General features: G+C 67.5%; 25 protein-coding genes. 15 read left to right on the top strand and 10 right to left on the bottom strand.

All coding sequences use genetic code 11. From position 1 onward, the window contains the following. Positions 1 to 137 precede the first annotated feature (137 nt). Complete coding sequence (locus tag AC50X9_RS00925) at positions 138 to 1,055, top strand: serine hydrolase (RefSeq protein ID WP_494889150.1); 918 nt, start codon at positions 138 to 140, stop codon at positions 1,053 to 1,055. A gap of 126 nt (positions 1,056 to 1,181) precedes the next feature. Here AC50X9_RS00925 and AC50X9_RS00920 read toward each other — a convergent pair whose 3' ends face one another. Next, a complete protein-coding gene (locus AC50X9_RS00920; RefSeq protein ID WP_192815714.1) occupies positions 1,182 to 1,349 on the bottom strand; it encodes a DUF8730 family Cys-rich protein in 168 nt (55 codons plus the stop codon). A 179-nt stretch (positions 1,350 to 1,528) separates the two neighbouring features. Here AC50X9_RS00920 and AC50X9_RS00915 point away from each other — a divergent pair, with 179 nt between their 5' ends. From AC50X9_RS00915 to AC50X9_RS00905, 3 genes are all read left to right on the top strand, one after another. Continuing rightward, entirely contained in the window at positions 1,529 to 2,374 is an 846-nt protein-coding gene (locus tag AC50X9_RS00915; RefSeq protein WP_494889148.1) for an alpha/beta fold hydrolase, read from the top strand. A gap of 136 nt (positions 2,375 to 2,510) precedes the next feature. Next, positions 2,511 to 3,035, top strand: a complete 525-nt coding sequence (locus AC50X9_RS00910; protein ID WP_494889146.1) for a hypothetical protein — start codon at positions 2,511 to 2,513, stop codon at positions 3,033 to 3,035. Between the two features lie 283 nt (positions 3,036 to 3,318). Beyond that, entirely contained in the window at positions 3,319 to 4,671 is a 1,353-nt protein-coding gene (locus AC50X9_RS00905; protein ID WP_494889144.1) for an MFS transporter, read from the top strand. A 171-nt stretch (positions 4,672 to 4,842) separates the two neighbouring features. Here AC50X9_RS00905 and AC50X9_RS00900 read toward each other — a convergent pair whose 3' ends face one another. Further along, a complete protein-coding gene (locus AC50X9_RS00900) occupies positions 4,843 to 5,100 on the bottom strand; it encodes a hypothetical protein (RefSeq protein WP_494889142.1) in 258 nt (85 codons plus the stop codon). Between the two features lie 121 nt (positions 5,101 to 5,221). Between AC50X9_RS00900 and uraD the strand changes: the two genes are divergently transcribed. From uraD to nboR, 3 genes are read left to right on the top strand one after another with little or no spacing between them, the layout of a single operon-like run. Then, the gene (uraD, locus tag AC50X9_RS00895; RefSeq protein ID WP_494889493.1) at positions 5,222 to 5,719 is read left to right on the top strand and encodes a 2-oxo-4-hydroxy-4-carboxy-5-ureidoimidazoline decarboxylase; all 498 of its coding nucleotides are present in this window, start codon (positions 5,222 to 5,224) and stop codon (positions 5,717 to 5,719) included. Further along, positions 5,716 to 6,057, top strand: a complete 342-nt coding sequence (uraH, locus tag AC50X9_RS00890; protein ID WP_494889140.1) for a hydroxyisourate hydrolase — start codon at positions 5,716 to 5,718, stop codon at positions 6,055 to 6,057. The genes uraD and uraH overlap by 4 nt, the downstream gene beginning before the upstream one ends. A gap of 31 nt (positions 6,058 to 6,088) precedes the next feature. Further along, a complete protein-coding gene (gene nboR / locus AC50X9_RS00885) occupies positions 6,089 to 6,697 on the top strand; it encodes a nicotine blue oxidoreductase (protein WP_494889138.1) in 609 nt (202 codons plus the stop codon). A 75-nt stretch (positions 6,698 to 6,772) separates the two neighbouring features. On the opposite strand, the gene AC50X9_RS00880 is transcribed toward nboR, so the two are convergent. Continuing rightward, positions 6,773 to 7,414: a uracil-DNA glycosylase gene (locus tag AC50X9_RS00880; protein ID WP_494889136.1), complete on the bottom strand. Its 642-nt coding sequence runs from the start codon at positions 7,412 to 7,414 to the stop codon at positions 6,773 to 6,775. 132 nt (positions 7,415 to 7,546) lie between these two features. Here AC50X9_RS00880 and AC50X9_RS00875 point away from each other — a divergent pair, with 132 nt between their 5' ends. Next, positions 7,547 to 8,092: a DUF488 domain-containing protein gene (locus AC50X9_RS00875; protein WP_494889134.1), complete on the top strand. Its 546-nt coding sequence runs from the start codon at positions 7,547 to 7,549 to the stop codon at positions 8,090 to 8,092. Between the two features lie 94 nt (positions 8,093 to 8,186). On the opposite strand, the gene AC50X9_RS00870 is transcribed toward AC50X9_RS00875, so the two are convergent. Together AC50X9_RS00870 and AC50X9_RS00865 are read right to left on the bottom strand one after the other, a co-directional pair. After that, positions 8,187 to 9,170 carry an aldo/keto reductase gene (locus AC50X9_RS00870; protein ID WP_494889130.1) on the bottom strand — a complete coding sequence of 328 codons (984 nt, stop codon included), beginning with the start codon at positions 9,168 to 9,170 and terminating at the stop codon, positions 8,187 to 8,189. 138 nt (positions 9,171 to 9,308) lie between these two features. Next, positions 9,309 to 9,887, bottom strand: a complete 579-nt coding sequence (locus tag AC50X9_RS00865; RefSeq protein WP_494889128.1) for a TetR/AcrR family transcriptional regulator — start codon at positions 9,885 to 9,887, stop codon at positions 9,309 to 9,311. Positions 9,888 to 9,985: 98 nt separating this feature from the next. Here AC50X9_RS00865 and AC50X9_RS00860 point away from each other — a divergent pair, with 98 nt between their 5' ends. Next, positions 9,986 to 10,507: a DoxX family protein gene (locus AC50X9_RS00860; protein WP_494889122.1), complete on the top strand. Its 522-nt coding sequence runs from the start codon at positions 9,986 to 9,988 to the stop codon at positions 10,505 to 10,507. A gap of 153 nt (positions 10,508 to 10,660) precedes the next feature. Here AC50X9_RS00860 and AC50X9_RS00855 read toward each other — a convergent pair whose 3' ends face one another. The 3 genes from AC50X9_RS00855 to AC50X9_RS00845 all read right to left on the bottom strand — a co-directional run bounded on the left by AC50X9_RS00855 (position 10,661) and on the right by AC50X9_RS00845 (position 15,231). Then, positions 10,661 to 13,501 carry a molybdopterin-dependent oxidoreductase gene (locus AC50X9_RS00855; RefSeq protein WP_494889120.1) on the bottom strand — a complete coding sequence of 947 codons (2,841 nt, stop codon included), beginning with the start codon at positions 13,499 to 13,501 and terminating at the stop codon, positions 10,661 to 10,663. A 2-nt stretch (positions 13,502 to 13,503) separates the two neighbouring features. Then, on the bottom strand, positions 13,504 to 14,484 hold the full coding sequence (locus AC50X9_RS00850; protein WP_494889118.1) for an FAD binding domain-containing protein: 981 nt from the start codon (positions 14,482 to 14,484) through the stop codon (positions 13,504 to 13,506). A 252-nt stretch (positions 14,485 to 14,736) separates the two neighbouring features. Further along, positions 14,737 to 15,231 (bottom strand): nucleoside deaminase, encoded by a 495-nt coding sequence (locus AC50X9_RS00845; RefSeq protein ID WP_494889116.1) that lies wholly within the window; start codon positions 15,229 to 15,231, stop codon positions 14,737 to 14,739. A 463-nt stretch (positions 15,232 to 15,694) separates the two neighbouring features. On the opposite strand from AC50X9_RS00845, the gene pucL reads away from it, so the two are divergent. The 4 genes from pucL (at position 15,695) to AC50X9_RS00825 (ending at position 20,566) form a co-directional block, all read left to right on the top strand. Continuing rightward, positions 15,695 to 16,603: a factor-independent urate hydroxylase gene (pucL, locus tag AC50X9_RS00840; protein ID WP_494889114.1), complete on the top strand. Its 909-nt coding sequence runs from the start codon at positions 15,695 to 15,697 to the stop codon at positions 16,601 to 16,603. Between the two features lie 193 nt (positions 16,604 to 16,796). Next, on the top strand, positions 16,797 to 18,395 hold the full coding sequence (aceB, locus tag AC50X9_RS00835; protein WP_494889112.1) for a malate synthase A: 1,599 nt from the start codon (positions 16,797 to 16,799) through the stop codon (positions 18,393 to 18,395). A 3-nt stretch (positions 18,396 to 18,398) separates the two neighbouring features. Beyond that, positions 18,399 to 19,685, top strand: coding sequence for a DUF6986 family protein (locus AC50X9_RS00830; protein ID WP_494889110.1), 1,287 nt, complete (start codon positions 18,399 to 18,401; stop codon positions 19,683 to 19,685). A gap of 35 nt (positions 19,686 to 19,720) precedes the next feature. Then, the gene (locus AC50X9_RS00825) at positions 19,721 to 20,566 is read left to right on the top strand and encodes a bifunctional allantoicase/(S)-ureidoglycine aminohydrolase (protein ID WP_494889108.1); all 846 of its coding nucleotides are present in this window, start codon (positions 19,721 to 19,723) and stop codon (positions 20,564 to 20,566) included. Here AC50X9_RS00825 and AC50X9_RS00820 read toward each other — a convergent pair. Together AC50X9_RS00820 and AC50X9_RS00815 are read right to left on the bottom strand one after the other, a co-directional pair. Then, on the bottom strand, positions 20,559 to 21,710 hold the full coding sequence (locus AC50X9_RS00820; protein ID WP_494889106.1) for a 3-isopropylmalate dehydrogenase: 1,152 nt from the start codon (positions 21,708 to 21,710) through the stop codon (positions 20,559 to 20,561). The genes AC50X9_RS00825 and AC50X9_RS00820 overlap by 8 nt on opposite strands. Further along, complete coding sequence (locus AC50X9_RS00815; protein WP_494889104.1) at positions 21,707 to 22,429, bottom strand: GntR family transcriptional regulator; 723 nt, start codon at positions 22,427 to 22,429, stop codon at positions 21,707 to 21,709. Before AC50X9_RS00815 ends, AC50X9_RS00820 begins: the two co-directional genes overlap by 4 nt. A 293-nt stretch (positions 22,430 to 22,722) precedes the next feature. Here AC50X9_RS00815 and AC50X9_RS00810 point away from each other — a divergent pair, with 293 nt between their 5' ends. Further along, entirely contained in the window at positions 22,723 to 24,171 is a 1,449-nt protein-coding gene (locus AC50X9_RS00810; RefSeq protein ID WP_494889102.1) for an aldehyde dehydrogenase family protein, read from the top strand. A gap of 121 nt (positions 24,172 to 24,292) precedes the next feature. Continuing rightward, on the top strand, positions 24,293 to 25,024 hold the full coding sequence (locus tag AC50X9_RS00805) for an SDR family NAD(P)-dependent oxidoreductase (protein ID WP_494889491.1): 732 nt from the start codon (positions 24,293 to 24,295) through the stop codon (positions 25,022 to 25,024). Positions 25,025 to 25,079 lie beyond the last annotated feature (55 nt).

Here is a 25,079-nt window from a genome sequence, read left to right as displayed (position 1 = left end):
GCCGTGTCCCATATCCGGCCCGGTCCCGGCTGGGAGTTTTCCCTCAGCTTCGTGTTGCCCCGCGCGGCCTTTGGACATGCCCCCCGGCCGGGCATAGATTGCAGGAAACCCCTCTGCGACGTGAAAGGTCCTGCACCATGAACACCTCGGGTTCACCCCGCCCGGCCGCCCGTTCCCTGAATGCCAGGGGGAAGCTTCTCCTGGTCTGGGCGGCCACGGCCCTCGTGCTGCTGGGCACGGCGAGCGTCGCCGTCGTCCGCACCGTGCCGGCCAACGGGACGGACTTCATCGCCGGCCCGATGGACCCAAGGCAGGAGCAGGCCGCCGCGGCCCAGGAAGCGAAGGCCGAAGAGACGCCGGCCCCGCGGGCCGCCGTCGACCTCGACGCCGAGATCGGGCGGATCCTGGCGGCGAACCCCGACTACCGGATCGGCGTCGCGCTGGCGGACACCCACGACGGCGAGCCGCGCAGCTACGGCGACGGCACGGAGTTCGTGGCCGCCAGCACCGCCAAAATCATCACGGCGGCCGCCTACTACCACCTGGTGGAGACCGGCGAGAAGTCGCTGGAGGTGCCGCTGGGAAGCTACGACGCCGCCTTCCAGGTCAAGGCCATGGTCAACGCCAGCAGCAACGACGCCTGGCTGCTGCTGATGCAGGACATCGGCTACCCCAAGCTGATCGAATACGCCGCGTCCATCGGGATCAGCTACGACCCCGAACAGAACCTGCTGACACCGGCCGAGATGTCGGACCTGCTCAAGCAGCTCTCCACCGGGAAACTGCTCAACGCCGAGAACACGGAGGAGCTGCTGGGCTACATGCAGAAGACCAACAACGAACGCCTCATCCCCGCCGGCATCTCCCCGGAGATCACGGTCCAGCACAAGTACGGCGAACTGGGGGGCTACGTCCACGACGCGGCCCTGCTCACCTCCGGCGACCGCTCGTACGCGCTGGCCATCTACACGTGGGGCGAGGACGGCGAGAGCGAGGCGCGCCTGGCCATGATCCACGAGCTGGCGGACGTTGTGAGCCGGGACCTGCTGGAGTAGCCAGGACCCAGGGCCGGGGGCAGGAGTGCTGGCGGAACCGGCGTCGTCGGGTAGCTACGTTAAAGGGCTCAGCCCCAGCTGCACGAGGTGCATCGGGGGCTGCGCGTTCCAGCTGGAGATCCGCTCTTAACGGCCGAAGAGCTTGGCGAAGAAGCCGGTTTTAGTGCTGACTTCACCCTCGTGACCCTTGCAGCGATCGGCGCTCTTGACGCCCCGCATGACCTGGTCAACGTGCTGGCCGCAGCCGGCCCAGGTGGTCTTCCCGCACTTCTTGCATGCAACCTGTCGGCACATCTGGTTCTCCTTGGTTGGTGGGTCTGTACTAATAACTATACCCCTAGGGGTATGTCCGGAAGAAATGCGGCTGGCGGGAACCCCCTGTTGCCGGGCGGCGTTGGTTCCGTACAGTGGCACCAGGGCTGGGCCGCTCCTGCACGAACTGACTTCCGAACCGTACCGAAAGGACTGCTGACATGGCTTACATCAAGGTTGGAACCGAGAACAGCACTGACATCGAGCTCTACTATGAGGACCACGGGAGCGGGCAGCCGGTGGTCCTGATCCACGGCTATCCGCTGGACGGATCGTCGTGGGAGAAGCAGACCACGGCCCTGCTGGGCGCCGGTTACCGGGTCATCACCTACGACCGCCGCGGCTTCGGCAAGTCCAGCAAGCCCACCGACGGCTACGAGTACGACACCTTCGCCGCGGACCTGAACTCCCTGCTTAACAGCTTGGACCTGAACGACGTCGTGCTGGTGGGCTTCTCGATGGGAACCGGCGAAGTGGGCCGCTACCTCGGCACCTACGGTTCGGCCCGGGTGGCGAAGGCCGTGTTCCTCGCCTCGCTGGAGCCCTACGTGCTGCAGGCCGACGACAACCCCGGGGGTGTCCCGCAGTCCGTGTTCGACGGCCTGATGGAAGCCGTGACGACCGACCGGTACGCCTTCTTCACCGAGTTTTTCAAGAACTTCTACAACAGCGACACCTTCCTCGGCACGCCCCGGCTCAGCGAGGAAGTCATGCGGGCTAGCTGGAACCTCGCGACCTCGGGCGGTCCTACTGCCTCGGCAGCCGCGCAGCCGCCCTGGCTCACCGACTTCCGCGCCGACATCCCCAAGATAGACGTCCCCGCGCTGATCGTGCACGGCACGGCGGACCAGATCCTGCCGATCGACGTCACGGGGCGGCAGTTCACTAAGGCCCTGCCCAGCGCCGAGTACGTGGAGATCGAAGGCGCCCCGCACGGCATGCTCTGGACCCACGCCGCCGAGGTCAACGAGGCGTTGCTGGGGTTCCTGGCGAAGCCGCAGGCCTAGGCTGACTCGCCTGGGGCGGGGCGGGGTGACCGCCGGGCGCGGCCCGGGATTGCCCCGGACTGGATATTGATCACCGGCCGCAGCAGGCGCAGGATGGAAGCACAGAATTCCGCGTCCTAGTCGGAAGAACCGAATCATGTCCATCATCAAATCACCAGGAAAGTCCCGCCCCCAGGGCGCCAAGATTGTGCTGATCCCGGCGATGGCCCTGGGGCTGATCGCGGGACCTGTTGGCTTGGCCGGTCCGGCCAGCGCCTCAACCTCCGAACGCGGCTGCACCGTGGATCCGCTGAAGCCCACCGAACACCACCACACGGTGGGCTTCCGGATCTATGTGGACTGCGATGGCAAGAAGACCGTGGACATCCGGCAGCTGCGCGTGGAAGTTGACCACCACGGGCATGACGATAGCTTAGGGGAGTCAACGATCCAGGAGTCCTTCGGTCCCCGCGACGGCTCCGTGACGCTCCACAGCTACTGGGACGTGCCGGAGAAGTCGCACCACCACGAGGCGGAGGTTTACCAGCTGGTTTCCTTCCGCGTCCGCAGCGGCGACAGCGACAATTGGTCCGACTGGACCCGCTGGGAGAAGAGCGACGTGGCGACGATCCAAGGCTGCGAATGCCACAACGCTGACAACTTCGCGCCCGGAGCCGGGTGACCTGACCCCGGCTCTCGTACGTCACCGCTGCGCGACGCCTTCGTCTTGCCATCCCCGGGCATCCTGAGTCTCGACTGACGGCTCTCGGCCGAGTGTCCTGCTGCAGTCCGGGGACGTTGCCTGCAGTCCTTGGGCACTGCCTGCGCTCCGCCCCGAAAATGCCCTAAGCAGAAAGGCAATTTGTTGCCATGCTTGTGCAATCGGTTGCCAATGGTGTGATCTTGGCCCTAGTCTGAGACAAACGCCGACGAAGTCGTCGGTACGCCAAGAACAAGGAACAGCAATGACGCAGAATTCCCTGCCCGTGAAAACGGGGCACACCACACACGGCCCGCCCACCGCAGTTCCGCAGAAAGAGTTGCGCCGCGCCGGATGGGCCGGCTTTATCGGCACCGTTCTGGAAAATTACGACATGGTCGTCTACGGCGTCGGCACTGCCATCATCTTCAACACGCTCTTCTTCCCCAACGTCTCCCCCGCTGTGGGCTTCATTGCCAGCTTCGGCGCCTACGCGGTCGGCTTCATCGCGCGGCCCATGGGAGGGCTGTTCTTCTCACGCTACGGCGACAAAATTGGGCGCAAGTTCGTCCTTGTTGCCACCCTTGCCCTGATGGGCACCGCGACCTTTGCGATGGGCCTGCTGCCGACCTACGAGTCCGTCGGTATCCTGGCCCCGATTCTGCTGACCGTCCTGCGCTTCATCCAGGGCTTTGGCGCGGGAGCCGAAATGGCCAGCGCCGTGGTGCTGTTGGCCGAGTTCGCTCCGAAGGGCAAGCGCGGCGCCATGACATCGCTGGTATGGGCCGGCGCCGCCGTCGGCTCCGTGTTCGGTTCACTGGCCTGGGTTCTGGTCCAGCAGCTGCCGCGGGAAGATCTGGAATCCTGGGGCTGGCGGCTCGTCTTCCTCTCCAGCGCACTGGTGACAATCGCCGCCTACCTGATCCGCCGCCACATGAAGGAATCCCCGGTCTTCGCTGAGCTCAAGCGGGAGCACGAGGAGTCCGCGTCACCGGTGAAAGAGGTTCTGCTGAAGGGACGTCGTCCGCTTCGCCAGGTCTTCCTCATCAACATGGGCACCCACGCCCACTCCTACATCTACCAGGCCTTCCTGGGCACGTTCCTGATCTCAGTGGTCAACATTGACAAGGCACTGATCCCCCAGCTGCTCGCGATGGGCGGCCTCTTCGCCATCCCCGCGGCACTGCTCGCAGGACGTGCCACCGACCGCTGGGGCCGCAAGCCAGTCAACGTCTTCATCCTCGCGTTTCTGTTCCTCTTTTCCTTCCCGGCATTCTGGCTCAGCAGCACGGGAAATATCTGGCTCATCGCCCTTGTCTACGCCGTCGGCTTCACGTTCGCCGTCGAAGGCGGCATCGCCGCCCAGTCCGCCATGTACGCCGAGCTTTTCGGATCAAAGTACCGGTATGCCGGTGTAGCGATCGCCCGCGAATTCTCTGCCATCCTCGGAGGCGGAATTGCTCCGATCATCTGCTCCGCCCTACTGGCCTGGGCCACCAATTCGTACTGGCCGATCGCCGTCTACATGATGGTGATCGTGGGCATCTCACTCGTCCAGGCCATCAAGACCCCTGAAACCAGGGACCGCGACCTGACGTCGGAAGAGAACGCCAACTAGAAAGGCGCGAATTCCGCCTCGTCCCTTGCGCCGCCGGCCCTGTTTCTTTGAGGGGTTCGGAATGGCGAACAGGCCGGACCCGTCCAACCGGCGGGCCCGGCCTCGTTGCGTCCAGGCCGGCCCGCGCCCGCCAGCCGGGGCTGCGAGCCAGCCGTCACCGCAACCGGCAGGTCAGGTCTGCTCGTCCCACATGCCGGTGTCGGCGGCGTCTTCCGGTTTGTCCTCCGCCTCGGGATCACCGGATCCGACATAGGCGGCGGGCACCGTCCCCGCGGCCTGGGTCAACTGTTCCTCACGGATGTTCCCCTGGCGGCCGGGCTCGACGTGCGGCTGCTGGACTTCGACGGCTTCCCGAGACTCGACGGCGTCCGGGTCGCCCGGGCCGCGCAGTCCGGCCGGATCGGTGCCGGGTTCTATGGGTTCACTCACAACACTGCCTTTCATCCGCGGATCAGATCCTTCCCACACTAACGTGGGGAGCGGAATGGCTGCGCGAATTTTCCACAACCCGGCTCCATGGACGCCGGCACCGAGACCCGAGGACCTGTCGATGCTTCTTGCCCAGTTCAATTCGGCCGGCCGCGCCGAGGCTGCCGAGGCCCTGCGCCCGTGCCTGGACATCCAGCGCTGGATCAATGCACTCGTCGACGGGCGCCCCTATTCCAGCCGCGACGCACTTCTAAAGGCGTCCCGCGCCGCGGCCTGCCCGTTCACCCCGGCGGAGATCGAAGCAGCGCTGTCCCACCACCCCCGGATCGGCGAGCGGGCCCGGGGAAACAGCGCCGAAGCCCGGCTGTCCCGGGCGGAACAGGCCGCACTCGACGCCGCCGACGCCGCCGTCGCGGAGGCCTTGGCAGAGGGCAACCGGAGCTATGAGGAGAAGTTCGGGCAGGTCTTCCTGATCCGCGCAGCCGGCCGCAGCCGCTTGGAGATCCTGGCCGCGCTCAGAACCAGGCTCGCCCACACCGCGGGCGAGGAACAGGCAATCATTGGGCAGCAGCTGCGGGAAATCGCGGTGCTCCGACTCGAAGGACTGATCGGCGAATGAGCATGTCCCACGTCACCACCCATGTACTGGACACCAGCACCGGCAAACCGGCGGCGGACGTCCTTGTAACCCTGCACGGCTTCGACGGCGGGCGGTGGGTCCAGCTTGCCGAGGCCGCCACCGACGCCGACGGTCGCATCATGCACCTGGGACCGGAGCGGCTGCCCTCGGGCACCTACCGGCTGGCATTCGACACCGGAAGGTACTTCGCGGCCAGCGGCACCGAGACGTTCTTCCCGGAAGTGACGCTTACCTTTGGCGTGGTCGGGACCGAGGCCCACTATCACGTGCCGCTCCTGCTGAGCCCGTTCGCCTACTCCACCTACCGCGGCAGCTGAGCGCGCCGCCGTCGGGCGTTAGGGTGGGCACATGGGCGAGACTGGAACACCAGGCACGACGGCGGTGCTGCTGGCGGCCGGCGCCGGGACCCGGCTGGGGCTCGGGCCCAAGGCGCTGCTCCCGTTCCGCGGCCGCACCCTCGTCGAAGTGCTGGCGGACGTCCTGCTCGCCGGCGGCTGCCGCGAGGCGCTGACGGTGCTCGGTGCGGATGCGGCAAGGGTCCGGGCCGCCACCGACCTCAGCCGGTACCGGGCCATCGTCAACCCGGACTGGGACACCGGGATGGGCAGCTCGTTCCGGCTGGGGGTTGCCGCGGCCGACCCGGGGGACCACGTGCTCGTCGCGCTGGTGGACCAGCCCGGGCTGACCCCGGAGATCGTCGCCCGCCTGCTGGCGGCCCACCGGCCGGGCCGGGTCACGGCCGCCGCCTACCGCGGACCGGACGGGAAACTCCTGCGCGGGCATCCGCTGCTGCTGGATTCCACCCTCCGTGCCGAAGCCGCGGAAAAGGCAACGGGCGACGCCGGGGCGCGCTTTTTCCTCCAGGCCCATCCCGAGCTGATCGACCTCGTGGACTGCAGCGACCTCTCCGGCGGCGAGGACCTCGACACCCCCGACCAGCTGCACCTGCTCGACTAGCCACACCAACCAACGCGGGGTCAGCTACGGCCCATCAGACCCCTCCGGATGGGCCGTAGCTGACCCCGCGTTGGTTTACGAAGCCGCGCGCAGCTCCTGCAGTCCCCGCTTGAAACCGGGCCGGCCCCCATGGGCGGGATGCCTGATTTTCGGCGCGTCCAAACCGCTGCGCTGGAGGCTGCGGTGGGCCACGTTGCCCACCGCCACGACCGTTTCGATGGGAAACTCCTCAATCAGCGCCTGCCAGAACGGGGTTCCCAGCGCCGCCTCGGCCGCCGTCGGAGTGCGGTTGGACAGCGGCCGCCCGGCCACGTGGGTATGCCACGGGCAGGCACTCCAGAGCAGGGGGAGGAAGTCCAGCTCGGCCAGCACCTCCCACATCACCGTCGCCGTTGGCTCCGCCGCCACGCCCGCAGCTTCGGCCGGCAGCCTGTAGCCCTTGCCTGGCCCGAACAGCCCGAAACTGTTGGCGGGGCCCTCGAACATGGTGCGGTTGGTAAAGGGAACCCCGGTGATCCTCATGCCCCGGAAGCCAGGGGCTTCCCCCAGCAGCAGCACCTCCGGGGAGCGGTCCCGCATTTCCCGTAAATAGATGGTCAGGTTCCGGCGGCGCTGCGCATTTCCTGGCACGGTGTGGTCGAAGAAGTTGGTGCAACCCGGCCCTGTCCTTACGCCCGCGAGCCGGTCCACAAAGCCATCGATGGAGGATGAAGTCATTCCCTGCCCGTTCCCTTTCGCAGCTCGTAAGTCCCAGTTCGTAGTCCATCAGAACATCCCGGCCGCTTCGCCGCAGACACTGTCCGCCGCTACGCCTCCGGCACAATCCGCCGTGCCGCCTAGCATAGGGGCATGACGGACATGACGGGCATGACGGACATGACCATCTTCACGGTGGGGCACTCCACTCATCCCATCGACGAATTCATCGGCATCCTGAAGGCCCACGGCATCAAGAAGCTGATCGACGTCCGCACCATCCCCAAGTCCCGGCACAATCCGCAGTACAACGGGGACGCCCTGGCGGCGAGCGTGCGTTCCCTCGGGATCACCTACCGGCGGATGGAATCCCTCGGCGGCCTCCGGCACGCCCGGAAAGACAGCCCCAACGGCGCCTGGCGGAACGTGTCCTTCCGCGGATACGCGGACTATATGCAGACCGAAGGATTTTCCCGGGCCATCGACCAGCTGGTGGAACGCGGGCGGTCGAACAATTCGGCGATCATGTGCGCGGAGGCCGTCCCGTGGCGCTGCCACCGGTCGCTGATCGGTGACGCGCTGCTGGTCCGCAACGTCGAGGTCCTGGACATCATGACGGAAAAGTTCGCCAAACCCCACACCCTGACCCCCTTCGCCCGCGTCGAGGGACAGCGGATCTGGTATCCCGCAGACCCGTAACGGCCGGCAACCCAACCACAACGCGGGGTCAGCTACGGCCCATAAAACCCGCCAACATGGGCCGCATCTGACCCCGCGTTGGTTTGGGGAGGGGCTACCAGCGCGGGTGGATCGATTCGCGGAAGTAGCGGTCGTAGATTTCGTGGACGCCGACGTCGAACGTTGCGTCAATGCCCCGGACCTCCGCCGCGGCGGCGTTGGCGCGGGCCTGGTCCAAGTTCCGCGCGCCGGGAATCACCGTGCTGACCCCGTCCTGCGCCGCGATCCAGGCGATGGCCGCCTGGGCGGGAGTAACGCCGTCGGGCACCAGCTCCTCGAACTCGGCCGCCGCCTTGAGACCCCGCGCGAAATCGACGCCGGAGAACGTCTCCCCGACGTCGAACGCCGAGCCGGTGCGGTTGAAGTTCCGGTGGTCGTCCGCCGCGAAGGACGTGTCCTCGGTGTACTTGCCGGAGAGCAGCCCCGAGGCGAGCGGCACGCGGGCGATGATGCCGACTCCGGCGGCCTCCGCCGCGGGCAGCACCTCGTCCAGCGGCTTGAGCCGGAAGGCATTGAGGATGATCTGCACGGTCGCCGTGCCTTCGTGGCGCATCGCTTCGAGGGCTTCGTCGGTCCGCTCCACGCTGACGCCGTAGTTCCGGATCGCCCCCTCGGCCACCAGGGTGTCCAGCGCGTCGTACACTTCGGCGTTGCTGTACACCGCGGTGGGCGGGCAGTGCAGCTGGACGAGGTCCAGTCGCTCCATGCCCAGGTTCCGCCGGGACCGGTCCGTCCACTCCCGGAAGTTGGCGAGGTTGTAGTGCTCCGGCCGCTGCTCCACCCGGCGGCCCATCTTGGTGGCCACCGTGATGTCCAGGCCCGGGTTGTCCGCCAGGAACGCCCCGATCGCTTGCTCGCTGCGGCCGTCGCCATAGACGTCGGCGGTGTCGAAGAACGTGACACCGGCTTCCACGGAGGCGGCCAGGATGGCCTGCGCCTGTGCGGGGTCCACGTTGCCCCAGTCCGCGCCCAGCTGCCAGGTCCCCAGCCCGACAATGGAGACGTTCCGTCCGGTCTTGCCCAAGATTCGCTGTTCCATCATCCGACTATAGGCCGTTGACATCCGTCAAAGGCATGGCCAGACGGACTTCCTTCAGCGCGAGGCAGATCTTGTCCCGGGCGCGCGGCAGCTGGGCTAACGCCGCGAAGGACGTGTCCTCGGGGCAGCCCTGCCCGGCTACCCCCGGCCAGAAAACAGGACCGAGGCCACACCCCGGGCGGCCTCCCGCGGGTCGGCGGGGAGCCCCGGAGGCAGGTTGCCGCTGAGCCACAGCGTTGCGAATCCGTGAACCAGGGACCATGCCGCCAGGGCCGCCTCCTGCGATTCCGGGCTGGATTCCGACGCCGCGAATGGGGCAGCTCCCCGGTAGAGTGACTCGCCCGCGCGCGCCCTGGCCGCGATCAGCTCCGGGTCATCGGCCCGGTACAGCTCCGGCCGGAACATCACGGCGAAGTGGGCGGGGTGCCCGACGGCGAAGCCAACATAGGCCACCCCCACTTCCAGGAAGTCGCCGGTTTGCCGCTGCGCCTCGGCCAGCGCGTCCGCCAGGAGCCCGAAGCCCTGCGCCGCGACGGCGGTCAGCAGGCCGGCCCTGTCCCCGAAGTGGTGTGCGGGGGCGGCGTGGGATACACCCGCCCGCCTGGCCAGGTCCCGCAGACTCAGGGCCGACGGGCCGGACTCGGCGATGACGTCGAGTGCGGCGCGGATGATCGTGTGCGGAAGATTTCCATGATGGTAAGGCGCGTGCGTGCTCATGCCTCCAGCCTAACTCCAATCTAGCCATTGACAAGTTCGGGATGGAGCGTAATCTAGTCAGTGTCAAGATTCTCCCGATGCACCTGAAAGGACGCATCATGGCTCCACTCATAACCCTCCTGGCCGTCACCCTCCTGCTGCGAGCCGCCGGTGCCGCCGGCATCAGGCCGCTTCGGTCCTGGCACACCAGCCTGCGCGGTGGCCTCGCGGCAATGTTCACACTCACTGGGACGGCGCACTTTAACGGCATGCGCGAGGACCTCATCGCAATGGTGCCGCCGGCCCTGCCCTACCCTGAGCTGCTGGTCACACTGACGGGCGTGCTGGAACTGCTTGCAGCCGCCGGCCTGCTCTACCGCCGGACGGTGCCGTGGGCGGCAGGCGGACTGACCCTGCTGCTGGCGGCCATGTTCCCGGCGAACGTCCACGCCGCACTTGCCGGACTAATGGTTAACGGCGAACCGGCCACGGCGCTCCTGCCGCGCACACTGATGCAGCTGGTCTTCGTCGCCGCCACGGTCATCGTTATGGTCCCCTACATTCGGGCCTTGCCCCGCCGTCGGTCAGCGGCCACCCGCACAGCGTTGCCCGCCAGGATCCCGGAAAGGCTCCACGAGTAACTGCAACAAAGCTGCGGCTGCGGTCCCGTCGGATGACATCCGGCCGGGACCGCCGCCTTGTCTCGACCCGGGCTCGTCCCCGGCCAGAACGCGGGGTCAGCTACGGCCCAAGATGCCCGCACAACATGGGCCGTAGCTGACCCCGCGTTGGTTTTAGCGGGAGGAGGCCAGGCGGGCTTCCTTCAGGGCAAGGTAGATCCTGTCCCGGGCGATCGGCAGCTCCGCGAACCTGACCCCGGTGGCGTTGCGGATGGCGTTGGCCAGTGCCGGCGCCACCGGGTTGAAGGGGCTTTCGCTCATGGACTTCGCGCCCAGCGGCCCCAGTTTGTCGCTGGTGTCCGCGAAGTACACCTCGCTGCGCGGCACGTCGGCGAAGGTCGGAATGTGGTACTGCCGGAGGATGTCCGTGGTGACCCGTCCGGCGTCGTCGACCCTGACCTCCTCATACAGCGCGGCGCCCAGCGCCTGCGCGATGCCGCCCTCGATCTGCCCGCGGCACTGCCTCGGGTTGACCACCACGCCGGCGTCGGCCGCCTGGACGCTCTGCAGGATCCGCAGCTCCCCGGTCCCGGTGTTCACGGCCACCCGGAAACCGTGGACGTTGAACGCCACCGACCGCGGGGTCCCGCCCCAACGCCCCTCGCCGGAAAGGTCGACGCCGGCCGCTGCGGCGGCGTCGAACAGTTCCGCGAGCGGCACCGGCGTTCCCTCGCAGATGACGGCGTCGCCGTCGAGCACGCAGCCGGAGGCCTGGACCTGCCGGAGTCCGGCGGCAAAGGCGCGGATCCGCACGGCCAGTTCCTCGGCCGCGGCCAGGGTGGCTTTCCCGGCGACCACGGTCCCGGCCGAGCCGAATGCGCCGGAATCGTGGTCCACCAGGTCGGTGTCCGACTGCCGGACCGTGATCCGGTCCGCCGTGGTGGACAGGGCGGTGGCCGCGAGCTGGGCGTGCACCGTGGTGGTGCCGTTGCCGAACTCTGCGGTCCCCACGTCGACCTGGTAGCTGCCGTCCGGCAGGACCCGGATCTTCGAATGTGCGAAGTGCCCCCGCGGCGGTACGGTGTCGATCATGGACAGCGCCGATCCCTCCCCGGTGACCCAGCCCGGGCCGAGGTCCGCGAGGCCGGCTGCGCGGTCGCGTTCCCGCCCGCGCGCCAGCGCGTCCTCGACCAGCTTCGTGCACTGGTCCAGCCCGTAGCTGCCGTAGAGCACGTCCTCCTGCGGGTCCGGCTGCGTGGAGAGCATGTCGTCGCCCTCGCGGACCATGTTGCGGCGGCGGAATTCCATCGGGTCCATGCCGATTCCGGTGGCGAGTTCGTCGACGGCGGACTCGATCGCGAAGATCATCTGGCTCAGGCCGTAGCCGCGGAAGGCCCCGGACGGGACCGTGTTGGTGTACACCGCATGGGCGTCCACCTTCTTGTTGGCGCAGTTGTACACGCCCAGGGACTCGCCGCAGCCGTGGAACATCACGCCCACGGAATGGTTGCCGTAGGCGCCCGCGTTGGTCAGCACCTCCAGCTGCAGGGCCGTCAGCTTGCCCTCCTTGCTGGCGGCGGCCTTGAGGTGGATGGTGAACGGGTGCCGGGTGGTGGCCGCGGTGAACTGCTCGGTTCGGGTGAATTCGAGCTGCACCGGGCGCCGCAGTTTGAGCGCGGCGAGCGCCACGATGTCCTCGGTCAGGACTTCCTGTTTGCCGCCGAAGCCGCCGCCCACCCGTCCTGCCACGACCCGGATCCGGTCCTCCGGCAGGCCGAAGACCCGGCCCAGGGTGCGCCGGACCAGGAACGGCACCTGGCTGGAGGTGCGGACCTGCAGCCGGCCGTCGTCGTCGACCGAGGCGATGGCGGCGTGGGTCTCCAGCGCGGTGTGCGCCACCCGCTGCGTGCGGTAGGTCTGCTCGTGGATGAAGTCCGCGGCGGCGAAGGCCGCCGCGACGTCGCCCAGGTCGGAGTGCAGCTCGGCCACGACGTTCTGTTCCGGCCGGCGGATCCGGGCGGTGACGGCGTCCTTGTCCCCGTGGAGCAGCGGGGCCCCGGGGCGCATCGCCTCCGGCGGGGTGAACACCGCGTCCAGCAGCTGGTACTGAACTTTCAGCGCCCGGACGCCGGCATCGGCCGCGGCGACGGTGTCGGCGACGACGGCCGCGATCCGCTGTCCGACGAACCGGACGACGTCGTCCAGTACCCGGGTGTCGTCCGGATCGTCGGTGAAGTGCTCGTGCTGCGCGGTGGAAAACAGCTGCGCGGGCGCGTCCTCGTGGGTGAAGACGGCCTCGACGCCGGGAATCCGCAGGGCGTCGGTGGAATCGATGGACAGCACGCGGGCGTGCGCGTGCGGCGAGCGCAGGAGTTTCACATGCAGGAGCCCGGGAAGCTCCGACGCCGGGACGTCCAGCGTGTAGCGCGCCGCGCCGGTGACGATCCCCCGGCTGGCGGGCGCCGGAACGTCGTCGCCCAGCTGGCCGGGCCGCGGCTCGGGCTGGCCGGCACCTGCGGTCCCGGAGCCCTGACCTACGGGGTCCGGGTGGCTCGATTCGCCGTGCGCGGCCTCGCCGCAGACGGCGTCCGCAATGGCCCGGTAGCCGGTGCAGCGGCAAAGATTCCCCTTGAGGTTCCGGGGCAGGTCGGCCTTCTGCTCCTCATCGAAGGTGGCCGCCGTCATCACCATGCCGGCGGTGCAGAACCCGCACTGGAACCCCTGCCGGTCCAGGAACTGCTGCTGCATGGGGTGCAGGGCTGAGCCGGCGCTGGTGGCGGCGGCGGTGCGGGCGAGGCCCTCCACCGTGGTGACGGCACGGCCTTCCGCGCGGACCGCGGGGTAGATGCAGCTGTGCACGGGAACACCGTCCACGTGCACGGTGCAGGCGCCGCAGTCGCCGCCGTCGCACCCTTTTTTGACACCGAAGTTGCCCTGCTCCCGCAGGAACGTCCGCAGGCACTGCCCGGGCCTCGGGTCGGACTGCGCCGCGGCGCCGTTGATCTCGATAGCCATGCTCAGACCCCTTCCTGCTGCGGTGATGCGCGACGCGGCGGCGATGCACGACGCGGCGGCCAGAAGTCGCCGGACACGTGTGCCGCGGTCCCCGCCGGGGCCGCCAGCTCGGCGCGGATTTCCTCGGCGAGCCGGTAGGTTATGTCCTTGCGCCAGGCGGGCAGTCCGTGGATGTCGTCGTGATAGAGGTCGTCCGGGATGGCGGCGTCCAACGCCGCTGACAGTGCGGCTGCCGGTGCGGATGCCGCACTGGTGCGTGCAGCATTGCCGCCGGCGTTGCTGGCCTCGATCTCGAGGCGCAGCTGCACGGGTTGCTTGGTGGCGGCCGTGACGGTGAGGACCAGGCCGCCGTCGGCGTCGAGCCTTCCGATCAGCAGCACACCGGACCTGCCCAGGTTGCTCAGCGACAACCGGCGGAACGCCACCCGCGAGGCAAGGGCCGACGCCGGGAGGTGGACACTGCGGAGCAGCTCGCCGGGTGCCAGGCAGTTGCGCCCGTCCCCCGTGACGAAGTCGGCTACCGGCACCGTGCGAGCGGCGCCGCCCGGGCCGAGCACCGTGGCCTCGCCGTCCAGGGCCGCGCACAGCGAGATCATGGGTCCGGCCGGCAGGGAGGTGCAGAGGTTGCCTCCCACGGTGGACATGTTCCAGACCTTGAACGACGCCACGAACGAATCACAGCACGGCCGGATCAGCTCCAGCGCAGGCCAGGTGGCGGCGTGCGTCCGTCCAGTTTCGGTGGCGGGCAGTGCATAGAGCTCGGCCACGGTGCAGGTGGCCGCGAGCTCGATCCCGGCTTCGGACACGGTGACGGCCGGCCAGCCGGCGGAGCCGAGGTCCAGCAGCCGCCTGAGCGGTTCCGGGCCAAAGGCGAAGCTGCCATAGGAAAACAGCACGGTGCCGCCGGCCAGCCAGGCATCTCCGGCCTGCCAGTCGGCCGGATCCGTCGTGCGGACCACGGCCTCGATGGTGTTCATGTCCATTGGCACCTCCTGGTGCTGCGGGTCTTGCTGCTGCGGGCTAGGTCTGTTGGGACACTGACGCTGCGGGTCTTGCTGCTGCGGTGGTGGTGGTGAGCACATTCTCGCCCCTCACCGCGGCCGGTGAAAAGAACCGCCCAGGCCCGGTGCGCCGGAATGCGCTGCGGTTTCGGATTTACGCGCCCCGGATTCCCGTCGCGCCGGTCTGAAAGCGCAGCGAAAACAGCACCCCGGCCGCCGGGTCAGTAGACCGGCCTAGTAGTCAGTCCGGGTCTTCAGCCTGTGCCAGGTGGTGAAGGGCTGCAGCACCGGCGGCGCTTCCGGACCGTTGAGCTCCAGCTGGTGCACGCGCAGGACGGAGTCGGGCCGGTTGTTCTCGAAATACTCGTAGAACGCGGCGTCATCGAATCCGACCGAGGCTGCGTCATGGCGGTCGGCGGCGAAAACCACCCGGTTCACGCGGGCCCACAGGGCGGAGGCCAGACACATGGGGCACGGTTCGCAGCTGCTGTAGAGCGTGGCTCCGCTCAGCTGAAACCGGCCCAGTTCGGTGCAGGCCCGCCGGATTGCCGTGACCTCGGCGTGGGCCGTGGGGTCGTTGGTGGCGGTGACGCGGTTGACGCCGTCGAACGATATTCCGTCCGCGGTGACGATAATCGCCCCGAACGGCCCTCCGCTGTTCATCACGTTGGCCGTGGCAAGCTCGATGGACCGGGCAAGATACGCCTGGTCCGTGACGATGACAGTCATGATGACACTCCCTGGTGCTGTGGAAGCCGGTACCGCCTAGCGAAAAACGTGATGCCAGTTCCGTCGGTTACCAGGCTTCAACGGGTGCGATGAAGGTTTAGTTGCGCCTGGTAGATAGCCTCCCGAGTCCGGGTGCTCGCCTTTGACACCAGCGAGACTAACAGCGCACCGCGGGCTGCGCCATGTTTTGCAGAGGAACAATTCCGCGACCTGGGATTTGTGTTTCCACGTTTTCACCGTCCGGCCAGATTGCGGTGTACACGGGCGCCAGGCCGGGTTAGCCTTGGGATAATTCGTGGTTCCGGCCACGTAACCTGGGAGCAGCAGGCAGGGTCGTAATGAGCTGGCGTGAATTGGCGCCGGCTCTTTTTTGTGGGCCGGCGGACAAAGCAACAAACGTGAAATGCGCAGGAAATTTCTTTGTGGGATTTTCATTCCACCTACCGGAAGTTGGTAACCGCATATGAACAGCAGGATCATCCTCGGGCCGAACCAGTTCGGCAAGGCTGAAGTGCGCGTCGTCAAGATCACCCGCGACACTGAGCGCCACGAAATCGAAGACCTGAACGTCACTTCGCAACTCCGCGGCGATTTTGCCGCGGCGCACCTCGCGGGCGACAACAGCCACGTGGTGGCAACCGATACGCAGAAGAACACCATCTACGCGTTCGCCCGGGACGGCATCGGCTCGCCGGAGGCCTTCCTGCTCCGGCTGGGCGAGCACTTCACGTCGAGCTTCGACTGGGTGTCCGGCGGCCGCTGGGAGGCGGAGTCCTATCGCTGGGACCGCATCCAGGCCCATGGCGCGGCCCACGACCATTCCTTCGTGCGCAGCGGCCAGGAAGTCCGGACGGCAGTTCTGGTACGCGACGGTGCCGACCGGCACCTCATCTCGGGGCTCAAGGACCTCACCGTGCTTAAGTCCACGCAGTCAGGCTTCGCCGGCTTCCCGCGGGACAAGTACACCACCCTGCCTGAGACCGCCGACCGGATCCTCGCCACCGATGTTTCCGCCCGCTGGCGCTTCAAGACCGGGACGGACTTCGCTTCGCTCGATTTCAACAAGAGCTACGGCGATATCAAGGCCCTCCTGCTGGAGGCCTTCACCGAGAAGTACTCCCATGCCCTGCAGCAGACTCTGTTCGACATGGGCGCCAAGGTCCTGGAAGCACACGGGGAGATCGACGAAATCAGATTCTCGATGCCGAACAAACACCACTTCCTGGTGGACCTTTCGCCGTTTGGCCTCGACAACCCCAACGAGGTGTTCTTTGCCGCCGACCGCCCCTACGGCCTGATCGAGGCGACAGTCCAGCGCGAAGACGCCGTACCGGCCGAGGCCGCCTGGTCCGGCATCGCCGGCTTCTGCTAGGAACGGACTCCGCCGCAGCACGGGAGGAAACCCAATGGGTGGCATCCAAAGCCAGGGGCGCTAGTGTGTTCGCCATGGCCACCGCGCCGGAAAAGCGTTCCGGTCATCGCGTCGCGCCCGACGCGCCGCACGGTTCGCGGCCGGATTCGAGGCATGAACCGCAGCACGATCGCAGCCTAGGAAAGGACCCACAATGGCTCTCACCATTTCAGCCCACAGCCCTGTTGACCGTGCGGAGGAGATCCTCACGCCGGAGGCCCTGGCCTTCATTGAGGAACTGCACCAGCGCTTCGCCGCCACCCGCGGGGAACTGCTCAAGGCCCGGGCGGGTAAACGCGAGGACGTGGCCCGCACCGGCCGGCTTGATTTCCTGCCGGAAACCCGCGCCATCCGTGCGGGCGACTGGAAGGTTGCCCCGGCCCCGGCAGCCCTGCAGGACCGCCGGGTGGAAATGACGGGCCCGGCCGCCCCGGCCAAGATGGCGATCAATGCCCTCAACTCCGGGGCGAAAGTCTGGCTCGCCGACCTCGAGGACGCCAGCACCCCCACCTGGCCCAACGTGATCGAGTCGATCCTGAACCTCCGCGACGCCGCGGCCGGCACCCTGTCCTACACGTCCCCGGAGGGGAAGGAGTACCGGCTCCGGACCGACGCGCCTCTGGCGGTCGTCGTCGCACGCCCGCGCGGCTGGCACCTGGGCGAAAAACATCTTTTGATCGGCGGCGAGCACACCGTCGGCGCCTTGGTGGACTTCGGCCTGCACTTCTTCCACATCGCCAAACAACTGGTGGAAAACGGCCAGGGCCCGTATTACTACCTGCCCAAGATGGAGAGCCACCTCGAGGCCCGTCTCTGGAACCAGGTCTTCGTCTTTGCGCAGGACTACCTCGGCCTCCCGCAAGGCACCATCCGCGCCACTGTCCTGATCGAGACCATCCCGGCCGCGTTCGAGATGGACGAGATCCTTTACGAGCTCCGCGACCATGCCTCCGGCCTGAACGCCGGGCGCTGGGACTACCTGTTCAGCATCATCAAGTACTTCCGCGACGCCGGCCCGGGCTTTGTGCTGCCGGACCGCGCCACCGTGGCGATGACGGCACCGTTCATGCGCGCCTACACCGAACTGCTGGTCAAGACCTGCCACCACCGCGGCGCCTTCGCGATGGGCGGCATGGCGGCAGTCATTCCCAACCGCCGCGAACCCGAGGTCACGGCCCAGGCCTTCGAGAAGGTGCGCGCGGACAAGACCCGCGAGGCGAATGACGGCTTTGACGGTTCCTGGGTGGCCCACCCGGACCTCGTGCCGGTCTGCCAGGAAGTCTTCGACGCCGTCCTGGGTGAGCGGCCGAACCAGCTGGACCGGCAACGCCCGGAGGTTTCGGTCACCGCGGACCAGCTCCTGGACATCGCCTCCGCCGGCGGCACGGTCACCGAGGCGGGCCTGCGGCTAAACCTCTACGTCGCCGTCGCCTATACCGCGGTGTGGATTTCGGGCAGCGGCGCCGTCGCGATCCACAACCTGATGGAGGACGCCGCGACGGCGGAGATCTCCCGCTCGCAGGTCTGGCAGCAGATCCGCAACCAGGTGGTCCTGGCCGACACCGGCCGGACCGTGACGCGCGAACTGGTGTCCTCGATCCTGGCCGAGGAGACCGAGAAGCTCCGCGGCGAGGTGGGCGAGGAGGCTTTCACAAAGCACTATGCGCCCGCCAGCAGGCTCATCGGCGACCTGTGCCTCTCCGAGGATTACACGGACTTCCTCACCACGCCGGCCTACGAACTGGTGGGCTGAGCCGTGGCCCTGCCGCCGTCAGGGTCCTTTACCGGCGCCGATCTGGGCAGGATCGATGCCCAGCTGGCGGCGACGGACCTGCTGCTGGCGCGGAACTATCCGGGCGACGACGGCAGCCGCCAGCCCGTGCACACCGTCTATGTCCCGGCGGACCGGTTCACTCCGGGCTTCGCCGCCGACTGGGGCGCCCAGGCCCTGGCTGCCGCCGACGCCCACGGCGGGCTGGAACGGCTGGGCGCCCTGCTCGGCCAGGACGCAGCCCTGGCGGCCGCCGTCGCGTCCCGGGTGTCCGCGAAGCTGGGCAGCGAGCCGATCGAGGATCTCCGGCTGGACTTTGAGGACGGCTACGGCGACCGGGGTGACGACGCCGAAGACGCCGACGCCGTCGCCGCGGCGGCCGCCGTTGCCGCCGCGGTGGCGGACGGCAGCGCCCCGCCGTTCATCGGGATCCGGTTCAAGTGCTTTGAGGCGCCGACCCGGGCCCGCGGGCTGCGCACCCTGGATCTGTTCGTCTCCGGCCTGGCCGCTGCCGGCGAGCTCCCGGCAGGACTGGTCCTGACACTGCCGAAGGTCACCACCGTGGCGCAGGTGCAGGCGATGGCGTTCGCCGTGTCCCGGCTGGAGGACCTGCACTCATTGCCCGCAGGCCGTCTGCGGTTTGAGATCCAGGTCGAAACGCCGCAGCTGATCCTGGGACCGGACGGCACGTCCCCGGTGGCGCAACTGCCGCACGCCGTCCCCGGGCGGATCAGCGCCCTGCACTACGGCACCTACGATTACTCGGCATCCCTGCACATCTCCGCGGAATACCAGTCGATGGAACACCCGGCGGCGGATCACGCCAAGGAGGTGATGCAGCTAGCCGTCGCGGGCACCGGCATCCGGCTCTCCGACGGGTCCAGCAACGTCCTGCCCGTCGGAGACGGCGTGCTGGACGCCTGGCGGCTGCACGGCCGGCTGGTCCGCCGCTCGCTGGAACGCGGCTACTACCAGGGCTGGGACCTGCACCCCGCCCAGCTGCCCAGCCGCTTCGCCGCCACCTACGCGTTCTACCGGCAGGGCCTCCCGGCCGCCGCCGCGCGGCTCCGCCACTATGCCGGGCGCACCGCGGGCGGCGTGCTGGACGAACCCGCAACCGCCAGAGCCCTGGCAGCGTTCGTGCTGCGCGGCCTCCAGTGCGGCGCCGCGGGCGCGGCGGAAGTCCACGAACTGACCGGCCTCGGCCTGCCCCAGCTGACCGTCCTGGCTCACCCCCGGCCGGCACAAACCGCCGCCTCCTCCAACCACTGACCCCGTCCCTGACCTTTTCACAAAGGAACGCACCCATGACCAGCTACTTCTCTCCCGACGGCGGCCTGCCGCCACAGACCCAGCTCCTCACCGACCGCGCCGTGGTCAAGGAGGCCTACACCGTCATCCCCAAGGGGGTGTTGCGCGACATCGTCACGTCCAACCTGCCCGGCTGGACCAGGACCCGGGCATGGATCATCGCCCGGCCGATCGCCGGCTTCGCCACAACGTTCTCGCAGCTGATCGTGGAGGTCGCCCCGGGCGGCGGCAGCCAAAAGCCCGAGGCGGAGGCCGGCGTCGAAGGCGTCATTTTCCTCACCAAAGGCGAACTGACGCTGACGCTCGACGGCGACATCCACCACCTGGAGGCCGGCGCCTACGCCTACCTCGCCGCGGGCTCGGACTGGAAGGTCTCCAACGACGCTCCCAGGGACGGCGGAACCGCAGGCGACGCCGGCGCGGGGGCTGCCAGTTTCCAGTGGATCCGCAAGGCCTATGAGCCGCTGGAGGGGTACACGGCGACGTCGTTCGTGACCCGGGACCAGGACGTCGAGCCGCGGCCCATGCCGGACACCAACGGCGTCTGGGCAACCACACGCTTCGTGGACCCGGACGACCTGGCCCACGACATGCACGTCAACATCGTCACCTTCCAGCCCGGCGGAACCATCCCGTTCGCCGAAACGCACGTGATGGAACACGGGCTCTTTGTCCTGGAGGGCAAGGCTGTCTACCGGCTCAACGACGACTGGGTGGAAGTCGAAGCCGGGGACTTCATGTGGCTCCGCGCCTTCTGCCCGCAGGCCTGCTACGCCGGCGGGCCCGGCCCGTTCCGCTACCTGCTCTACAAAGACGTCAACCGCCAGATCCGCCTCACCTGAGCGGTCCCCCGGTGTTGATCCTGTGCCCGCTCAATCCTGCAAGTTCCCCCATGATGGACCGCCCAGGCACTGGAGGCACGGATCCACTGGCGCCCAGGAGTGCTGCGATTTCCACGCCCAGGTCCAAGGTGGATCTCCCCATCCCGGCGCCAGAAGGTGCGGGCAGCTGGGACAGAACGTGCACGGCCGCGGCCTCTACGGCAAGAGCGGCTTCCTCTTCGCCCAGATGTGCCAGCATCATGGCGGTGGAGAGGATGGAGCCGATGGGGTTGGCCCATCCCCTGCCGGCAATATCAGGGGCGGACCCGTGAATGGCCTCGAACATGCTGGGCGCAGAGCCATCTAGGTTCAGGTTGGCGCTCGAGGCAACGCCAAGGCCGCCCTGGATGACGGCGCCGAGGTCCGTGATGATGTCGCCAAACAGATTATCGGTCACAACGACGTCAAAGCGCTCGGGTGAGAGCGGAAGGTGGAAGCACATGGCATCCACGTGCACATAGTCCAACTCGACGTCGGGGTACCGCTTGCTGAGGTCGTTGACCGTGTCCTGCCAGAGCCTTCCGGCCTCGACCAGAATGTTTGTCTTGTGGCAGAGGGTCAACTTGCCTCGTCGTCTCTGGGCCAGCCGGAAGGAAAAGTCCACCACCCGCTCCACGCCCACCCGCGTGTTGACTGATTCCTGCACGGCCACGGCGTAAGGCGTCCCGGCATGAACTGTGGAGCCCCGACCCACGTAAGCGCCTTCAGTATTTTCCCGCACAATAATCATGTCGCATCGCTCGGGTGTGAGCCCGGAGATGGGCGTCTTGACGCCTGAATAGAGCTTTACCGGTCTCAGGTTGACTGCCTGCTGGAAAGTTCGGCGCATCTCCAGGATGAAGCCACGTTCCAAAATTCCTGGCGGCACGGAGGGGTCCCCCATGGCGCCGAAGAGGATTGCGTCCTGACCGCGAAGCCGCAGCTCCAGCTCCTGGGTCCACAGCTCCGACGTGCGCAGATAGTGCTTGGCCCCGGCTTCCACCTCCATCCGTTCGGTGCTGAAGCCAAATGTGGTTTCGGCGGCGTCGAGGACCTTTAGCGAGGCCTCGATGACTTCCGGGCCGATGCCGTCTCCGCGGATGACGGCTATCTTGTGGGTACTCATGGGGCTCCTGGTTCTGATGGTTTGGGTGAGGTCATGTCATGGCGGATCAGGGCTGCTGCGACGCGCAGCCGCGCGCGGGCGAGCCGTTCGGCGTCGTCCGCGTTTCCAAGTTCCAGCGCGAGGACGAGGGCGGCATGTCCTGCTTGCGCGGCGGCCGCGGCCTCGGGCGTTGAGAGGACAGGCGGCCTGAAAAGCTGCTCGGTCAGGCGGATGAGACCGCTCTGCCGCTGCACGAACCCGTTGCCTGAGGCCCGCAACAGGCCCTCATGGAATCTTCCACTGAGCTGCGCGAAGCGCTTCTCCCGGCCTTGCAGCAGTTCCCGGCTCTCCGCTTCGGCAAGCTCGCGCAACTCCACCAGGGCGATCGGCTCAGCCGATGAGCCCCGGCGGAGAGCAACAAAGCGGGCGCAGGCGAGCCGGGCGGCCAGTCCCTCCACGGCCTCGCGGAATTCCAGCGCGGCAAGCATCTCCTCTGCGCCCATCGTGGCCACGCGTGCACCGCCGCGGTCGTCCGTGCGGACCAGGCCCTGTTCCTCCAGCAATCGCAGCGCTTCCCGCAGGGGCGTCCGGCTCAGGCTGAGCTCAGCCGAGAGCTCCGCCTGGGATAGCCGCGCCCCCGGCGCATACCGGCCTTCGAAGATGCGTTCCCGCAGCAGGGCGGCCGTCTCTTCGACAAGAGGCACCGCGCTTCGCCAGGCCGCCGTCTGGCCCATCTGCATGCCTCTTTTCATTCATGCTCACTGAGTAAGCGAGGGCCGATCCCGACGTTGTCAGGGGATCCGGACGGTAACCGGACAGTGACACCGAGTCTAAGGAGATTGCCGGGATCCCATCCCGGATCCTCACTGCGACCTTGCCGCCGAACCCCGCTCCTTGTCAATAGAAGCCCAGAATGCAGGCCAATCCTGGCGAATTTCATCCCAGTCGTTGACCGCGAGCTCATCCCGCGTCTACTCTGAGATCGTTACTGGTCAGACCACTAAGCAGCCGCTCGCGGCAGGAAGCGGGCACCATGTCCACCTTCACGGCTCCCTACCCGGATGGCCTCCCAATCGGCGAGGGATGGGCCGCCTGCACGGACCATCAGAAGATCGTTTTCCCCTACGACGGTTCGTTTGTAGCGGATTCCCCCGTGGGCAACGCCGACCACGCACACCGCGCCATGGATGCAGCGGCCGCGGTGCGCAGCGAAATGGCTGCGCTGAGCACCGGCGCCAGGCGCGCCCTCCTGATGGCAATCCACGACGCCCTGGCCGCTCACGGCTCCGAGCTCATCGACTTGCTGATCTTGGAAACCGGCAAGCCGCGCGTGGACTGCAACACAGAGCTGGCCAGGTCACTGACCACTTGGGCCGCCAGTGCCGAGGAAGTGGCGCACACACACGGTGAGACCGTCCCGCTGGATTTGCAGCCGCTCGGCGAGGGCATGTTCGGCTTTTGGACCCGCCGACCGGCCGGAGTCGTCGTCGGCATCACGGGTTTCAACTACCCACTGCTGCTCGCGAGCCACAAGCTGGCCCCCGCGCTCGCCGCCGGCTGCCCTATCATTGTCAAGCCTGCCCCGAACACGCCGCTGGCCTCGCTCTGGGCGGTGCACTTGATCCGCCGGGTCCTGACCTCACACGGAGTATCCGCCGCTGCCGTGCAGCTTGTCACGGGAGGCGTCGAGGTAGGTGCCAGCCTCGTTGCCGATCCGCGTACAGCGGTCGTCTCATTTACCGGGTCCGCCGCTGTTGGCCACCAGATAGCCCGGGATGCTGCACCGCGCAAGACCGTTCTGGAGCTCGGTTCCAATGCCGCTCTCATCGTCGCTAATGACGCTGTAATTGCTGACGCCGTCGACGCAGTGATCCGCGGTGGTTTCTACGCCAACGGCCAGGCGTGCATCTCGGTGCAGCGCGTGATCCTGGTGGAAACCATCGCTGAGGAGTTCGAGCAGGCGCTGATGGCCCGGCTGGGCGAAGTGCGCGTTGGAGACCCGCGGGAGGAAGGAACGCGGGTGGCCCCGGTAATAAACGAAACTTCCTCCCGGCGGATCACCGGCTGGATCGCCGACGCCGTAACGGACGGGGCGCGCCTGCTGAGTGGCGGGACCCTAATCGGGCTCAGCATCGCCCCCACCGTGATCGCCGAGCTTCCCGACGACGCAGAGCTTTGGTGCGAGGAAATTTTCGGCCCAGTTGTCTGCCTCCGGCGCGCGCCGGACGTGGCGTCCGCGATCGGGCTAGTCAACGAATCGCGCTACGGGCTGCAAGCCGCCATTTACACCAAGTCTCTTGAGTCGGCATTCGACGCCATCAACAGGCTCGACGTAGGCGGTGTCGTAGTTAACGAGATCCCCGGCTTCCGCTCGGACATCATGCCTTATGGCGGCGTCAAAGACTCCGGGATTGGCCGCGAGGGTCCGCGCTTCGCCATCGAGGAATTCACCGTGACCCGGATGGCTATGATCCGCCCCTAGTCAATACCTTTGGCAGCCCGGCACGGTGCTTGCCTCCAGTCGAGTTCGACCAACCCAACACAGCGAAGAGAGTCGTGCCTTGGATTACAGTAGGCTTTTCCACCTTTCTGGCCGCCGCATTATGGTGATTGGCAGCGGCAGCGGCATCGGCCGCGAGTCGGCGCTGGCCCTAGGGGCGCACGGCGCGGCCGTCATCTGTGCGGACCGCGACGGCGCGACGGCCGCCGAGACCGCGGCAATGATCGGGAACAACGCCAGCGCCATCACCTTGGATGTTTTGGACCATGAGGCCGTTCGCGCCGCCGCGCTGCAGTTCGGTGATATTGCCGCGCTCGTTTTCACCGCGGCAACGAATGTGCGCAAGCGCATCGCGGATTACACGATGGATGAGTTTGACCGTGTGGTGAATCTGAACCTGCGCGCGTCTTTCAGCGTCATCCAGTCATTTGCGCCCGCAATGGCCGCGAACGGCGGCGGCAGCATCATCGGATTTGCCTCAATCCGTGCGGTCACGGTGGAACCGGGGCAGGGAGCCTACGCGGCCACCAAGGCGGGCCTGGTGCAGCTGTTGCGCACCGCCGCGGCCGAATATGGTCAGTTCGGAGTGCGTGTGAACGCCATTTCCCCGGGAGTTGTGGAGACTCCGCTGACCGCGCAGATCAAGAACAACGCCGAATGGTACGACGCCTACGCGAGTAAGAGCGCATTGGGCCGCTGGTCCCGCCCCGAGGAGCTGGCGGGCGCCGTCGTCTACCTCGCCTCCGACGCCTCCAGCTTCGTCACCGGTTCTGTGCTCACCGTCGACGGCGGCTGGACCGCCGTTGATGGCCGCTTCGATCCGCCCGACGCCTAGGCGGACACAATGGGCCTCCCCAGGCAGGGCAGGGATCGCCACAGCCGGGGGCAGC

Source organism: Pseudarthrobacter sp. HLT1-3 (assembly GCF_059383535.1).
Note: the sequence above shows the minus strand (reverse complement) of the source record. Positions and strands in the feature narration are given on the sequence as shown.